This window comes from Pseudomonas sp. EA_35y_Pfl2_R5, assembly GCF_963970805.1.
Classification (GTDB): Bacteria; Pseudomonadota; Gammaproteobacteria; order Pseudomonadales; family Pseudomonadaceae; genus Aquipseudomonas.
The window spans coordinates 106,770-121,767 of the sequence record NZ_CAXAOW010000011.1; the positions used below are offsets into that span (position 1 = coordinate 106,770).

A 14,998-nucleotide genomic window follows, 5' to 3' on the forward strand; every position below is an offset into this window, starting at 1 on the left:
CCGCAGCCAACGCATTTGCGTGTAACCACTGCCGCTCGCTAGCGCGAACGGTGATACCCCAAAACATGCTTCCAACAACAAAAACAATGAGGGACAACATGCACAACTCTCGATGCTACCCAGGCTTCAAGCGTTCCGCCCTGGCGTTATCGGTTTGTCTGGCCGGCTGGGCTTCCCAGACCCAGGCCATGCAGTTTGACTTGGGCGATAGTGAGTGGCGGTTGCGCTGGGATAACACCATCAAGTACAGCCAGGCCTGGCGCCTGCAGGGCGCCGACGACCAGATTACCAACTCGCCGACCGCCGGCGGGCTCTATCAGAATATCCAGAGCCAGGGCGATAACAACTTCAGTAGCGGCCTGGTCTCCAATCGCCTGGATCTGTTCAGTGAAATGGACCTGAGCACTCAGAACTATGGCATGCGCATCAGTGGAGCGGCCTGGTACGACGATATCTACAACCAGAACACCGACAGCAGCCTGCAGGAAGACTTCCTCGACGACACCCGCGATCTGCACGGCCGCGACGCCGAGATCCTCGATGCCTTCGTGTTCGTGCGTGGCAATGTCGGCGAGTCGAGCCAGGGCACTCTGCGCCTCGGTCGGCACAGCCTGATCTACGGCGAGAGCCTGTTCTACGGCAGCAACGGCATCGCCAACGCCCAGGGGCCGAGCGATATCGTCAAGCTGCTCAGCGTGCCGGGCACCCAGTTCAAGGAAATCCTGCGTCCGGTCAACCAGGTATCGGGGCAATTGCAGATCAACCCGCAACTGTCGGTCGGTGCCTACTACCAGTTCGAGTGGGAACGCTCCGCACTGCCGGGCGCGGGCAGTTACCTGAGCGATAACGATGGCATCGGCGAAGGCTCCGGTTCCTGGACTCAGGTGTTCGGCAACGAGACGGTGCACGCCAGCGATATCGAAGCCAAGGACTCCGGGCAGGGCGGTATGCAGCTGCGTTACAAGCCGGCAGGCACCGAGCTGGAACTTGGCCTGTATGCCGCCAAGTATCACGACAAGGCGCCCAGCGGCCTTTACGCCTACCTGGATGGCGCAGCGTTTGGCGCCACCGGCCTGCCATTCCTCAGCTCCTACCGCCAGGTCTTCGCCGAAGACATCAAGACCGTCGGTGCCAGCTTCTCCACCGCCTCGGGCCCGTTCAACTTCGCCGGTGAGGCCTCGCTGCGCTGGGACGCGCCGCTGGTCAGCAATCTGCAGGTGGTGACGCCTGGTATGGCCGCAGACAACAACGGCGACGCGCTCTATGCCAAGGGCAAGACTGCGCATATCAACCTCTCGACCATCTACCTGCTGTCGCCCAATGCGCTGTGGGATGGCGGTTCGGTACTCGCCGAGCTGGCCTGGAACCGCACCCTGAGCGTCACCGACAACCGCGCCGCGCTGGATTCCAATACCACTCGCGACGCCACGGCGCTGCGCGTGTTGGCTGAGCCTGCGTACTTCCAGGTGGCCGACGGCCTCGACCTGAGCGTGCCGGTGGGCCTGGGCGTGGTACTCGACGGGCGTTCCTCGGCGGTGAGCAAGGCCGGTTTTGGCAACAGCCACGCCGGCGACTGGAGCATCGGGCTCAAGGCCACCTACCTGCAGCGTTGGGACTTCGGCGTCAACTACGTGAACTTCTTCGGCAAGAAGGGCGCTGGGCTGCGTGAGGACGGCGACTTCAGCTATGCGCAGTCGCTGGCCGACCGCGATTTCGTCTCCGTCTACGTGAAAACCACATTCTAATAAGAGGTTTTATTCGCCATGCAAAGCCAATTTTCCTTGCATCTCTCTGTCCTGACGCTGGCCCTGATGGGCAGCTGCTTCGCCCATGCCGCGGTCTCCCCGGATCAGGCCGCACGCCTTAAGGCCGACCTCACACCGATGGGGGCTGAACGCGCCGCCAATGCTGATGGCAGCATCCCAGAGTGGACCGGTGGCTACACCCAGGTGCCGGCCGGTTACAAAAGTGGCGACAAGCGTACTGACCCTTTTGCTGCTGACAAGCCTTTGTTCTCGGTCAGCGCGGGCAATATGGCGCAGTACGCCGAGCAGTTGGCCGAGGGCACCCAGGCATTATTGAAGAAGTACCCGGATTACCGCCTGGACGTCTACCCGACCCATCGCAGCGCCGCCGCGCCGCAGTGGGTGTACGACAACACCCTGCAGAACGCCACCCGAGCCACGCTGGACGTAGCCACCGAGAAAGTCAGCGGTGCCTACGGCGGCATTCCCTTCCCGCTGCCGCAGAACGGTGCCGAAGTGTTGTGGAACCAACGCCTGTCCTGGCAGGGCTCTGACACCTTCTACGCGCCCTTCGACACCTGGCTGATGACCGCCGGCGGCAAGAAGCTGCAGGCCACCCGCGCGAGCTTCTGGTACCAGAGCCCTTACTACTTCAAGGAAGGCAGCCTGGAGACTTATCAAGGCAAATACCTGATCGGCAAGTTGGCCACCGAATTGCCGTCGTCCAAGGCCGGCGAGGGCCTGATGACCCACTGGGACATGGACCCCAGCGCACGCGGCGCCTGGCAATACCTGGTCGGTCAGCGCCGGGTACGCCGCGCACCGAACGTTGCCTACGACACTCCGGACTTCGTAACCTCCGGCGTCGGCTTCTTCGATGAGGCCTTTATGATCTTCGGCCCGACTGACCGCCACGACCTCAAGCTGGTGGGCAAGAAGGAACTGCTGGTGCCCTACAACAACAACCGTGCCGCCGCGGTAAGCAGCGATGAGCTGGTCAAGCCGGGCTTCCTCAACCCCGATCTGGTGCGTTGGGAGAAGCATCGCGTCTGGGTAGTCGAGGCCACCCTCAAGGCCGGCAAGCGCCATGTGGTGCCCAAACGCACCTACTACGTGGACGAGGACTCCTGGCAGGTACTGCTGATCGATGGATACGACGCACAGGGCAAACTGGGCCGGCATAACTACTCGCTGACCTTGCTGGCGCCAGAAATGCCGGTACTGACCAACCAGGTCATGTGGGGCAGCTACAACCTGGAGACCGGTGCCTACTTCCTCAATGCCTCGGCCAACGACCTCAAGGTGCAGTACCAGGCCTATCCGCGCCCATCGGCATCGTTCTTCACCCCTGATGCCATGGCCAGCGACAGCATGCGCTAAGCCATCTAACGGCACGCCAGGGCCAAGCTCTGGCGTGTTGTTTGGCTAATTCTTCTGCAGTGGTTGGAGCGCATATGAGCGGCAAATTTTTATTTACACGGGTTTTGCCCCTGCTATTGAGCGCGCTGCTGCCCGGTTGGGCTATGGCGCAATCGACGGTCAGCGCGCAGATTCCTTTACTCGACCAGCCGGCGCTACAGAGTGCCAAGGCACCGCGTGCGGTGCTGCTGGCTGTGACCCGCGCCGGCGAGCGGCTGGTGGCGGTTGGCGAGCGCGGCATTATTTTACTTTCGGACGATTCCGGTGCGAGCTGGCATCAGGCCCAGGTACCGGCCAGCGTCAGCCTGACCTCGGTGCAGTTTGTTGATGCCGAGCACGGCTGGGCGGTGGGGCACCTCGGCGTGGTGCTGCACAGCGCGGACGGCGGCGAGACCTGGAGCAAGCAACTGGACGGCATTCAGGCCGCACAGCTGGCACTGGTCTCGGCCCAGCAGAGCGGCGATGCAAAATTGCTCAAGGCTGCCGAATGGTTGGTCGCCGATGGCCCGGACAAACCCTTTCTCGACCTGTATTTCAGCGACCTTCGGCACGGCTATGTGATCGGTGCCTATGGCCTGATTTTGCGCACCACGGACGGCGGCGCCAGTTGGCAGGCCTGGATGGGTCAGGTGGAAAACCCCGAGGGCCTCAACCTGTACGCCATTCGCGCCCAGGACGATCAGCTGTATATCGCCGGCGAGCGCGGCTTGTTGCTGCGTTCCAGCGACGGCGGGCAGTCTTTTCAGAAACTGGAGTCGCCCTACGAGGGCAGTTTCTTTGGTCTGTTGGCCAGCCGCAGCGGTGGTCTGTTGGCCTACGGTCTGCGCGGCAATGCCTGGTGGACGAGTGACCATGGCGACAGTTGGCAGCAGTTGGACACTGGTGTTGAGTCGGCCCTGGCCGCCGGCCTTGAGCTAAACGACGGTCGCCTGCTGCTGGCCAGCCAGAGCGGCGAGTTGCTGCTGAGCGGTGATAACGGCCAGCACTTCGAACACCGTCGCACCCATGAGGGCGCGACGGTCGCCGCCGTTGCACAGGCGGCCGATGGCAGCCTGACCAGCGTCGGTCTGGGCGGCTTGTCCGCCCGCCAGGAAATCCCGGCCGTGGCCCGCCCTTGAGCGGTCATGCCTGCGTAGTTAGGAGTCAGATGTGAAATACGAAAAACCGTCGAGTGCCATGCCCAGCATGGTCGGCTGCCTGCAAGACTTCGACCGCGCCTCGGGCAACCGAGTGGAACGGCTGATCTTCAATCACCGGCCCTGGGTGATCCTGCTGTGTCTGTTGGCCACCCTGGTGCTTGGCTGGCAGGCCGCGCGCATCGGCATCAACGCCAGCTACGAAAAAACCATCCCCACCAAGCACCCCTTCGTGGTTAATTTTCTTGTCGAACGCAGTGAGCTGAGTGGCCTGGGCAATGCCCTGCGCATCGCCGTGACGGCGGAGCAGGGCGATATCTTCAGCGCCGGGTATCTCGACACGTTGGCCAAGCTCAACGATGAAATCTACCTGCTGCCGGGTGTCGACAAACCCTACATGAAGTCGCTGTGGACGCCGACTACGCGCTGGACCGCAGTGACCGAGGACGGTCTGGACGGCGGCACGGTCATCCCCGGCAGCTACGACGGTTCGCCCGCCAGTCTGGATGAGGTGCGTACCAACGTTGCTCGTTCCGGCGAGATCGGCCAACTGGTCGCGGCCAACTTCAAGTCCAGCGTGATCTACGTGCCGCTGCTGGAGATCAATCCGGAAACCGGCAAAACACTGGATGCTGGTGAATTCTCGCGGCGCCTGGAGGCGTTGCGCGACAAGTACCAGAACGATCAGGTGCGCATCCATATCACCGGCTTTACCAAGCTGATTGGCGACCTGATCGAAGGGCTGCTGCAGGTTGCGTTGTTCTTCGTCGCCGCGGTGGCGGTGACCATCGCCGTGTTGTTCTGGTACACCCGCTGCGTGCGCAGCACCTTCGTCGTGGTGCTCTGCTCGCTGGTCGGTGTGCTCTGGCAGGTCGGTTTGCTCGCGGCCATGGGTTACGAGCTGGATCCGTACTCGATTCTGGTGCCGTTTCTGGTGTTCGCGATTGGCATGAGCCATGGCTCGCAGAAGATGAACGGCATCATGCAGGACATCGGCCGGGGGATGCTGCCCTGGGTCGCCGCGCGCTTGACCTTTCGCCGCCTGTTTGTCGCCGGCCTGACTGCGCTGATCAGCGATGCGGTGGGCTTCGCCGTGCTGATGGTGATCGAAATCCAGGTGATCCAAGACCTGGCGATCACCGCCAGTATCGGTGTCGCTGTATTGATCCTAACCAACCTGGTGCTGCTGCCGGTGCTCTTGAGCTACACCGGTGTCAGCCCGCAAGCGGCGCAGCGCAGCCTGCAAGCCGAGCAAGATGACCGCGCTGGGGTGGCTCGTCATCCGCTGTGGCGCCTGCTCGATCGCTTTACCACCCGCAGCTGGGCCGTCGCAGCCGTACTGGTGGGCCTGCTGCTGGCGGTGTTTGGCAACCAGGTATCCAGCCATCTACAGATCGGCGATCTCGACCCCGGTGCCCCGGAGCTGCGCGCGGATTCGCGTTACAACCGCGACGTGCAGTTTATGAACGACAACTATGCCGCCAGTTCGGACATCTTCGTGGTGATGATCCGCACCCCCGAGGACCAATGCACCCGCTACAGCACCCTGTCGGCGGTCGACCAACTGGCCTGGCGTCTGGAGCAACTGCCGGGGGTTGAGTCGACCACCTCCATGGCGGCGCTGAGCAAGATCGCCAACGCCGGCTACAACGAGGGCAACTTCAAGTGGTACGAACTGGTGCCCAACGACGGCGCTCTCGGCGCGGTACAGACTCGCGCGCCGCGCGAGCTGTTCAACCAGGGTTGCTCGCTGCTGTCGCTGTACGTTTACCTGGCCGATCACAAGGCGCAAACCCTAAGTCGGGTAGTGGCCACCAGTGAGGCCTTTATCGCCGAGCAACAGCTCCCTGAGGTCAAGTTCATGCTCGCCGCAGGCTCGGCCGGGATCGAGGCAGCGACCAATATCGTGGTCGAGAAGGCCATGCAGGAAATGCTCTATTGGGTCTACGGCGCGGTGATCCTGCTGTGCTGGGTAACCTTCCGCAGCTGGCGCGCCGTGCTGGTGGCGATCCTGCCGCTGATGCTTACCTCGATCCTCGCCGAGGCGCTGATGGTCGGCCTGGGCATGGGCGTCAAGGTCGCCACCCTGCCGGTGATTGCCCTCGGCGTGGGCATCGGCATCGACTACGCGCTCTATGTGCTGAGCGTGATCCTGGCGCGCATGCGCGCCGGCGACTCGCTGTCCGAGGCCTATTACCGCGCGCTGCTGTTCACCGGCAAAGTGGTGGTACTGACCGGTATTACCCTGGCGATTGCCGTGGCCACCTGGGTGTTCTCGCCGATCAAGTTCCAGGCTGATATGGGCATCCTGCTGGCCTTTATGTTCCTGATGAACATGCTCGGTGCGCTGATCCTGCTGCCGGCGCTGGCCTACTTTCTGCTGCCGCAGAAACTCTTCGGCGCCAGGCCAGACGATGTGGCTGCCGTGCAGCCTGACGGGGTGAGCTGAATGCGCGCCCTGCAGGGAGGGTGTATGAGCCTTTGGTTGTTGGCGTCTTCGACACTCTGGGCCGCAGCGCCGGCGCAGCAGTACCAGCAGCTGCGCAGCCAGGCGACCCTGCTGGCGGTGAATGCGTTGCTCTACTTCGATGCCGACCCGCGCGCGCAGCCCGATGCACGCCATCTGGCCAGCGTGCGCGAAGCGCAGCAGCGCCTGGATGCACTGGCGCTGCAACTCAACTTACCGGCGGACATGGGCGACTCGCTGGCCAGCCTGAATGCCTGGCTGGACGATTTGCAGGCCGTACGCCGTGACGAGGCGCCGCGTTACCCGCAGCTGTTGATTGGTTTGCTCGATAGCCGGGCGCAGCTGGATCTGCAGAGCGATGTGGCCTATCAGCAGGTGCAGGCTGATCTGCAGCCGGTGGTGCGCCTGCTCAATCGGCAGAGCCTGGATATCGCCAGCCTGTTGCTGCATGCCCAGGCGCGTAGCGCACGGGTACTAGGCGATCACTCGTTGGCCTACTCCGAGGTCGAGTTTACCGCGCGGGATCAAGCCATTGAGGAGGGGTTTGTGCAGCTGATAGCACTGCTGCCGGAGCAGGCCGATACGCTGCACAAACAGCGCCTGGCCTACCGCTTTGTGCGCCAGCGTCTGCTCGACCGCGATCCGGGGCGGGTGACCGGTAGCCTGGAGCGCTACCTGGCCGGCATCGTCGTGACGCTCGATGAAATAGCGGCGCACTAGCGATCTGGTCTTCAGGTCCTTTCAACCTAAGCGCCGCCTTCAGACATAAGGATAAAAATAATGCTGAAGCCAATCGCCAGGCTGCTCGCCAACTGTTCGGTGGGGCAGAAGTTGTTGCTGGGTTTTGGTTTGGTGTCCGTACTCGCGGTCGCCGCCATTGCCCAGGGTTTGTATGCCACGGCCAGCCTGCTCGAACACGGCCGGCAGGTCAGCGCCATGGTGGCGATTAATAACCTGACCTTGCAGATGCGCAATGCCGAGAAGCGCTATGCCCTTGAACCCACTGCAACGGCCATGCAGGAGGTCGAGGCGCTGGTGCATACGCTCAACAGCCAGTTGCGCGAACTACAAACGCAAGCCACGGCTGATGCTTTACCGGTGCTGGTGGCCATGCAGCAAGCCATCGTCGGTTACCAGCAGTTGTTCGAGCAGTTTGTCGGCCATCAGCACCTGGCGGCAGAGGCACTCAGGCATATGCAGGAGCAGGCCGAGCAGGCGCGCCTGCAGTTCGAGATGGTCGAGCTGGATATGTACGACCAGGTGCGCGGCGTATTGAACAGTGGCCAGGCGCTGGAAGGGGATCCGCTGAGCCTGGCCGAACAGGCCTCGGCCCTGCAGCGCAAATTGCTGGTCACCCGCAACAGCGAGTTCCTCTATGTGCAGGCGGGCCAGCCGGCCGCCCTCGAACGTTGGCGCGAGTCGACCGAGGAAATGAGTAACGCCCTGGAGTTGCTTCAGGGCCGGGTCGACGAAAACTCCGAGGCGTCCCTGGGCGCAGCACTGGCGGCGCTGGTGGAGTATCGCCAGGCGTTTCAGCGCTACCGCGATAGCCTGACCTTGAGCCAGCAGACGGTGCTGCAGATGGATACCCAGGCGCAAAGCGTATTGCACCAGGTCGAACAGGCCGCCGCCGAGCGGCAGAATCAGATGGACCAGAGCGGTCGCTCGGTGATGTTGCAGCAGGCGGTTGGGGCGCTGGTGATCGTCACCCTGGCGTTGCTGGCCTCGTTGACTATTCGCAATCTGATCGTTGCCCCGCTGCGTGAAACCCTGCAGGTCGCTCGGCGCATTGCCGCCGGCGACCTGAGCCTGGATATGCAGAGTGGAGTAGTGCGCCGCGATGAGTTGGGGCAACTGATGGCGGCGATGGCCGAGATGACCGCCAACCTGCGGCAATTAGTGAGCCGTATCGGCGTAAGCGTTGCCGGCCTTGGGCAATCGACAGCGACCCTGGGCGGGCTCAGTGAGCAAAGCAACAATGGCGCGCAGCGCCAGCGGGTCGAGACGGAGCAGGTGGCCACGGCCATGCAGCAAATGGCCGTAACGGTGCAGCAGGTGGCACAGAATACCGAGCAGGCTTCGCAGTCTGCTTTGGAGGCTGATCGACAAGCGCGCAACAGCGATCAGATCGTGCAGCAGACCCGCGAGCATATTTATCGCCTGGCCGAGGACATGCAACTGTCCGAGCAGGCCGTGCAATCACTGCAGCAGCAGGTGCTGCGCATCGGCACTGTGGTCGACGTGATCAAGTCGGTGGCCGAGCAGACCAACCTGCTCGCACTCAATGCCGCGATTGAAGCCGCCAGAGCGGGCGAACAAGGCCGCGGATTTGCTGTGGTGGCCGACGAGGTGCGCTCCCTGGCCAAGCGCACCCAGATATCGACAGGTGAGATCGAAACCCTGATAACGGGCCTGCAGAGCCTTTCGCTGCGTAGCGTTGCGCAGATCCAGGATTGTGCGCGCAGCATGCAGTCCACCGTAGACCTGTCCGATCAGGTCGGCTCGGCTTTGCGCGGCATTAGCGGGGCGGTGTCGGTGATCGAACAGATGAACCAGCAGATAGCCGCGAGTGCCGAGCAGCAAAGCATCGTCGCCGAAGAGGTCAGCCGCAACGTCATGCACCTGCGCGATGAAGCGGAACGCTTTGCCGATGCCAACCAGCAAATGGTCGTAGCCAGTGACGAACTGGCGGACTTGGAGCGCGAGCTGTTGGCGGCTGTTGCACAGTTTCGTGCATGAATAAGTGCCGCGCTGTTGAGCCATGGCTTCGCGATCAAGCAGGCGCAGCCCCAGCGATCAGATGTGGTTCAGGGGCGACGTTGCAGGGTGTAGTTGGGCTGTTCGTTGAACAGCTTGCGGTAAGACTCGGCAAACCTGCCCAGGTGCCAGAAGGAACGGCGCATGGCGATTTCCGCCACGGTAGTGTGCGCGGGCGATGCCTGTTGCAAGTCGCGATGGACAGCGTTCAGACGGCGCATGCGTAGCCAGACGCTTGGCGCTAGCCCGCTGTACTGGATAAATGCCTGCTGCAGTTGGCGGATCGATACACCTGCGGCCTCAGCCAGTTGCAGGGTAGTGAAGTTGTCGTCGGGGTAGGCATTGCTCAGCTCGCAGACGCGGTTGACGATCTGCCGGCTCAGTGTGAGCCGTTGCTGCTGGCGACGGTTCTCGTTGGGCAACGAGCATTCGAGGACGAAGAGGCAGTCCTCGATCAGTTGCGAGGCCAGGTTCGCGGGTTGCAGAGCATCTGTCGAGGTGACGAGTCTGCCCAGCAGATTGCTTAGCCAGGAACCGAACAGTTGCGCCTGGGGTGACTTTAGCGGCGTCAGGGATAGACCTTCCAAGGCTTCGCTGGCGCAACGCTTGCCGAGTCGTTCAAGGTCAATCACCACGGCCACTTCGCGGTAGTTTTCCGGGGTGATCCAGGTATTGCGGCTTTGGCTGTCGAGCAGGTAGAGCGTGTTGCCGCTCATGTCGAAGCTGAACACCAGGGCGTTGGCGGGCGCCTGGAAAAATTGCTCGACGCGGGTGTTCATACGTTCCTCGTAAGCCACTACGCCGCCCAGCTCGGCATGCATGATGCGACCCTGAAAACGCCCGGCGGACATCTGCGCGTAGTGCTGTTCCCAGCCGGCGATAGCCGTCCTCTGCTGCTCTACATCAGAGGTGTGCAGAACCTTGATCGACACGGGTCAACCCTCCGATTCAGTGCGCTTGATTTAAAGGTTAATAGCTTTAACTAAATGCACCATATCAGTGCGCAATTTGCTGCGCAAGGTGGATAGAGTATGGGCGCTGTATTGAGCAATTATGCTGCACGGAATAGGACTTTAGAGTGCAAGAAAAAGTTGTACTGGGGGTCGTTTGTGAATTTATTGATAACTTTTATAACAAAAATACCTGGGGCGGTTTTTCTGCCATCTAACCGGAGTACAGCCTATGAAACTTCACCATGAAAACCCTCTCGCACGCCGCAGCCTGCTCAAGGCGGCCGGCAGTCTGGCCAGCACGATTGGCCTGATGGTACTGCTGGGCAACAGCACAGTGGCAGTCGCCGCAGAGTTGAAGGAAAGCATACCGAAGCGTATCGACAGCGAGCTGGTCATGCAGATCAACGTCAAGCTCGGCCCGGTGGAGGACATGGGCAAGGGCGCCGATGGTCACCGCATCAACTACCCGATCATCGGCGGCAGCTTCGTCGGTAAAGGCATGCGCGGCAGCGTGGTGCCCGGCGGTGCGGATATGGCTGTGGATCGCAACGATGGTGTGACCCTGATCGACGCCCTGTATCGGCTCAAAACCGATGACGGCCAGATCATCATCATTCACAACGCCGGCATCTGGCGCCTCAACGAGCAAGGCCTGGCCAAGCAGGCTAAGGGCATTGCGTTGGAGGACATGCTGGACAGTGATGCGTATTGCCGCACGGTGCCGTCGTTCAAGACCCAGCCGGGCAAGTACGCCTGGCTGAGCGACTCTATCTTCGTCGGCAGCATCGATTACCTCAGTGACAGCGAAGTGCTGATTGGCGTTTACCGGATCAATGGCGTCTGACCATCGCGGCATACCCACAGCCTGCGCCAGCCGGTTATGGATTAGTGAACAACAATAAGAATCGAGGTTTGCATGTTTAGCGCAAATAACCAGGTGGCGTCCTCGCTGCGCACCATCCTGCTCTGCTTTATCGTCGCCATTCTGGAAGGGCTCGATCTGCAAGCCGTCGGGGTAGCGGCGCCGGCCATGGCTGCTGCCTTCAAGCTGGACTCGGCGGCGTTGGGCTGGGTGTTTAGCGCCGGCCTGATCGGGCTGCTACCGGGGGCGATATTCGGTGGCTGGATGGCCGACCGTTTTGGCCGCAAGAAGGTGCTGATCGGCGCGGTGATTTTATTCGGCCTGTTTTCCTTGCTCACGGCCCATAGCGCCACCTATGAGCAGCTGCTCGCGGCGCGCCTGATCACCGGGCTGGGCATGGGCGCGGCGCTGCCCATCCTTATCGCTTTGTCATCCGAGGTAGCTAGCGCCGAGCTGCGCAATATGGCGGTTAGCCTGACCTACTGCGGTGTGCCACTGGGTGGGGCGGTGGCGGCCATGATCGGCATATTTTCCGTCTCGGGGGACTGGCGGCTGGTGTTCTATGTCGGCGGTGTGGCACCGCTGCTGATCGCCGTGCTGCTGATGCTCTGGCTGCCGGAGTCGCGGGCTCATCGTGGTCAGGCACTGGCGCTGGGCGAGACCACCCGCGAACTGCTCGGCGAGCACCGGCGTTTTGCCACTCTGCTGCTGTGGGGCAGCTGTTTCTGCACCCTGACCACTCTCTACATGCTGCTCAACTGGCTGCCGACCTTGTTGATCGAGCGCGGTCTGAGCCGCTTGGACACATCGGCGATCCAGGTGCTGTTCAATATCGGTGGCGTGGCCGGCTCGCTGCTGGCGGGGCGCCTGATGGACAAGGGCAGGGCGCTAATGGCGGTACTGCTGGCCTACCTGGGCATGTTCGCCGCACTGGCCGCACTGGGAATGGTGGAGCAACTCCAGGGCCTCTATATAGCTGGTATGGCGGCGGGTGCCTGTGCCGTTGGTGGTCAGCTGATTCTCTATGCCCTGGCGCCGAGCATTTACCCGGCGCAGGTACGTGCTACTGGCGTCGGCGTGGCGGTAGCGGTAGGGCGGCTCGGTTCGATGAGCGGGCCGCTGCTGGCTGGACAATTATTGGCTGCAGGGGTCGGCGTCGGTGGTCTGTTGTTTGCTGTATCGCCACTGGTGGCGATAGCCGCTGTCACTGCCGCGACCTTGCTGACCCAGGACCGGCGCGGGTTGCCTGTCGCAGCCTGAATAATGAGCAACACATCTTCAGTACCCTGGATGTCGCCAGATTGGCGGGTTTTGGTTACGCGGTCAGCGGCGGGATATGAGGCGTATCTGGCTAGGTGGCTGGGCAGTTTTTAGTCGCCAGCAGTGTTTCTATACCGATGGATAGCAAAAGCCCGAGCCGGGCAACGGTTCGGGCTTTTGCTTGTGTGCATGAAGAAGTCGAAGCCTACGCGGATTCAATGTTTTCGTAGGGCAGTCCGACATAGTTCTCCGCAATGGTTTTGCGCCCGGCTTCGGAGCCGACAAAATAGTCCAATTCGGTTTGCTGCATGCGCTGGCTGAAGGCGTCGGTGCCGGGGAATTTGTGCAGCATCGAGGTCATCCACCAGGAGAAGCGCTCGGCTTTCCAGATGCGCTTGAGGCACACCGCCGAGTAGCGTTCCAGCAGGTCGCTGCGGCCTTCGCGATAGACTTTGAGCAGGATGCGGTACAGCGTGCTGACGTCGCTGGCCGCCAGGTTCAGGCCCTTGGCGCCGGTGGGTGGGACGATATGCGCGGCGTCGCCGACCAGAAACAGGTGGCCATATTGCATGGGTTCGACCACATAGCTGCGCAGTGGCGCAATGCTCTTTTCGATGGAGGGCCCGGTGATCAGGCGCGCCGCGGTCTCTTCCGGCAAGCGGCTTTTCAGCTCGTCCCAGAAGCGCTGATCGGACCAGTCCTCGACTTTCTCCTCGCTACCCACCTGCACGTAATAACGAGTGCGGGTCGGCGAGCGCATGCTGCACAGGGCGAAACCGCGTTCGTGGTTGGCGTAGATAAGTTCCTCGTTGACCGGCGGGGTGTCGGCCAGCACACCGAGCCAGCCGAAGGGATAGACCCGCTCGAATTCCTTGAGCACGCCCTGCGGGATCGACTGACGCGACACGCCGTGGAAGCCATCGCAGCCAGCGATGTGGTCGCAGTCCAGGCGCACGGTTGCACCGTTATGGGTAAAGCTGACATGTGGCCGTTCGCCCTTGAGCTCGTGCAACTGGGCGTCGGTCACGTTGTACAGGGTAATGCCGCCGCTAGCCTTGCGGGCCTCCATCAGGTCTCGGGTGACTTCGGTCTGGCCGTAGATCATCACCGTCTTGCCGCCTGTCAGCGCGTGCAGGTCGATACGTTCACGGCGGCCATCGAATGCCAGCTCGAAACCGTCATGAACCAGGCCGTCCTGGTCCATGCGTTCACTCACATCGGCCTCGCGCAGCAGGTCAACCATGCCCTGTTCCAGCACACCGGCGCGGATACGGCTGAGCACATAATCGGGGCTCTTGCGTTCGATAATGATGTTGTCGATACCGGCTTTAAGCAGTAGCTGACCGAGCAGCAGGCCGGATGGGCCAGCGCCGATGATGGCGACTTGAGTCTTCATTGTTATTGTCCTTGGGTTACATAGGGTGTTGATTGGATCTCCTGTATTTTTGGTGGATAGACTTCGGCTTTGAAGGCACTATTCGATTATCTTTCTGGATTTTTCGAGTGTTGTTGTGTGATGCATAAGCCTCCTGTCACAGCGGTGCCGGTGTTCAAACTGTACGGTGAAACCACCGCTTGGCCGACGCCGGACCTGATTCACTGCGAATCCATTCCCGAACGCAGTCGTCTGCACGACTGGGAAATAAAACCCCACCGGCATGGCGATCTGGTGCAGCTGCTGTATGTGCAGGGCGGCAGCGCCGAGCTGGAAGTGGAGGGCGTGGTCAACCGCGTGCAACAACCTGCGTTGCAGGTGGTACCAGCGCTCAGCGTGCATGGTTTTCGCTTTTCTCAGGAGATCCAGGGCCATGTGCTGAGCCTTGCTCTACCGTTGGTGGAGCAACTCGGTACAGTGCTCGACAGCCCGCCGCTGGCGCGCGCCGCCTGTTACCCAGTGGGTGAGCAACAACGCTATCTGGACGCCTTGTTCGACTCGATAGCCGAGGAGTACAGCAGCCAGCAGCCGGGGCGTGAGCTGATGTTGCAGTCGCTGATCAGTGCCTTGCTGGTGTGGGTCGGGCGCCGCTCGCTGGCCCTTGAGCATGCCGAGGCGCAGAGCCCGGACCGTGGCCGCGAACACCTGCAACGCTTTACCCGCCTGCTGGAAATACACTTTCGCGAGCACCGGCCTATCGAGCAGTACGCTGTCGAATTGGGCATCAGTGCTGCGCACCTGAATGCCTTGTGTAGGCGGTTGGCTGGGCAGTCGGCCTTGCAGCTGATCAACCAGCGCTTGTTGCTGGAGGCCAAGCGCTGCCTGGTGTACACCGCGATGACCATCAATCAGGTATCGGACAGCCTGGGCTTTTCCGAGCCGGCGTATTTTTCCCGTTTCTTCAAGCGCGGCAGTGGGCTGTCGCCCAAGGCCTTCCGTCTGCAGCGTTAAGCCAACCAGCCAC

At 61.7% G+C, this 14,998-nt stretch carries 11 protein-coding genes and 1 pseudogene; 10 read left to right on the plus strand and 2 right to left on the minus strand.

Going from position 1 to position 14,998, the window contains the following annotated elements; all coding sequences use genetic code 11:
- Positions 1-98 precede the first annotated feature (98 nt).
- From AACX99_RS17150 to AACX99_RS22270, 7 genes and pseudogenes are all read left to right on the plus strand, one after another.
- Positions 99-1,745: a DUF1302 domain-containing protein gene (locus tag AACX99_RS17150; protein WP_339413642.1), complete on the plus strand. Its 1,647-nt coding sequence runs from the start codon at positions 99-101 to the stop codon at positions 1,743-1,745.
- A gap of 18 nt (positions 1,746-1,763) precedes the next feature.
- Entirely contained in the window at positions 1,764-3,125 is a 1,362-nt protein-coding gene (locus tag AACX99_RS17155) for a DUF1329 domain-containing protein (RefSeq protein ID WP_339413643.1), read from the plus strand.
- Between the two features lie 74 nt (positions 3,126-3,199).
- Positions 3,200-4,282, plus strand: a complete 1,083-nt coding sequence (locus AACX99_RS17160; protein ID WP_445261883.1) for a WD40/YVTN/BNR-like repeat-containing protein — start codon at positions 3,200-3,202, stop codon at positions 4,280-4,282.
- 58 nt (positions 4,283-4,340) lie between these two features.
- Complete coding sequence (locus tag AACX99_RS17165; protein ID WP_339413674.1) at positions 4,341-6,749, plus strand: efflux RND transporter permease subunit; 2,409 nt, start codon at positions 4,341-4,343, stop codon at positions 6,747-6,749.
- Between the two features lie 24 nt (positions 6,750-6,773).
- Entirely contained in the window at positions 6,774-7,487 is a 714-nt protein-coding gene (locus AACX99_RS17170) for a hypothetical protein (RefSeq protein ID WP_339413644.1), read from the plus strand.
- Positions 7,488-8,438: 951 nt separating this feature from the next.
- A pseudogene (locus AACX99_RS22265) lies at positions 8,439-8,651 on the plus strand (HAMP domain-containing protein); the annotation flags it as partial.
- On the plus strand, positions 8,643-9,506 hold the full coding sequence (locus AACX99_RS22270; protein WP_445261884.1) for a methyl-accepting chemotaxis protein: 864 nt from the start codon (positions 8,643-8,645) through the stop codon (positions 9,504-9,506). The pseudogene AACX99_RS22265 and the gene AACX99_RS22270, both read left to right, overlap by 9 nt.
- Positions 9,507-9,574: 68 nt before the next feature.
- Here AACX99_RS22270 and AACX99_RS17180 read toward each other — a convergent pair whose 3' ends face one another.
- Positions 9,575-10,456: a helix-turn-helix domain-containing protein gene (locus tag AACX99_RS17180; protein WP_339413646.1), complete on the minus strand. Its 882-nt coding sequence runs from the start codon at positions 10,454-10,456 to the stop codon at positions 9,575-9,577.
- Between the two features lie 250 nt (positions 10,457-10,706).
- Here AACX99_RS17180 and AACX99_RS17185 point away from each other — a divergent pair, with 250 nt between their 5' ends.
- Positions 10,707-11,321 (plus strand): DUF3237 domain-containing protein, encoded by a 615-nt coding sequence (locus AACX99_RS17185; RefSeq protein ID WP_339413647.1) that lies wholly within the window; start codon positions 10,707-10,709, stop codon positions 11,319-11,321.
- A gap of 72 nt (positions 11,322-11,393) precedes the next feature.
- Positions 11,394-12,599 carry a 3-(3-hydroxy-phenyl)propionate transporter MhpT gene (gene mhpT, locus AACX99_RS17190; RefSeq protein WP_339413648.1) on the plus strand — a complete coding sequence of 402 codons (1,206 nt, stop codon included), beginning with the start codon at positions 11,394-11,396 and terminating at the stop codon, positions 12,597-12,599.
- 205 nt (positions 12,600-12,804) lie between these two features.
- On the opposite strand, the gene pobA is transcribed toward mhpT, so the two are convergent.
- Entirely contained in the window at positions 12,805-13,995 is a 1,191-nt protein-coding gene (gene pobA, locus AACX99_RS17195; RefSeq protein ID WP_339413649.1) for a 4-hydroxybenzoate 3-monooxygenase, read from the minus strand.
- A gap of 120 nt (positions 13,996-14,115) precedes the next feature.
- On the opposite strand from pobA, the gene AACX99_RS17200 reads away from it, so the two are divergent.
- Entirely contained in the window at positions 14,116-14,985 is an 870-nt protein-coding gene (locus AACX99_RS17200; protein WP_339413650.1) for a helix-turn-helix domain-containing protein, read from the plus strand.
- The last annotated feature ends 13 nt before the right edge of the window (positions 14,986-14,998 follow it).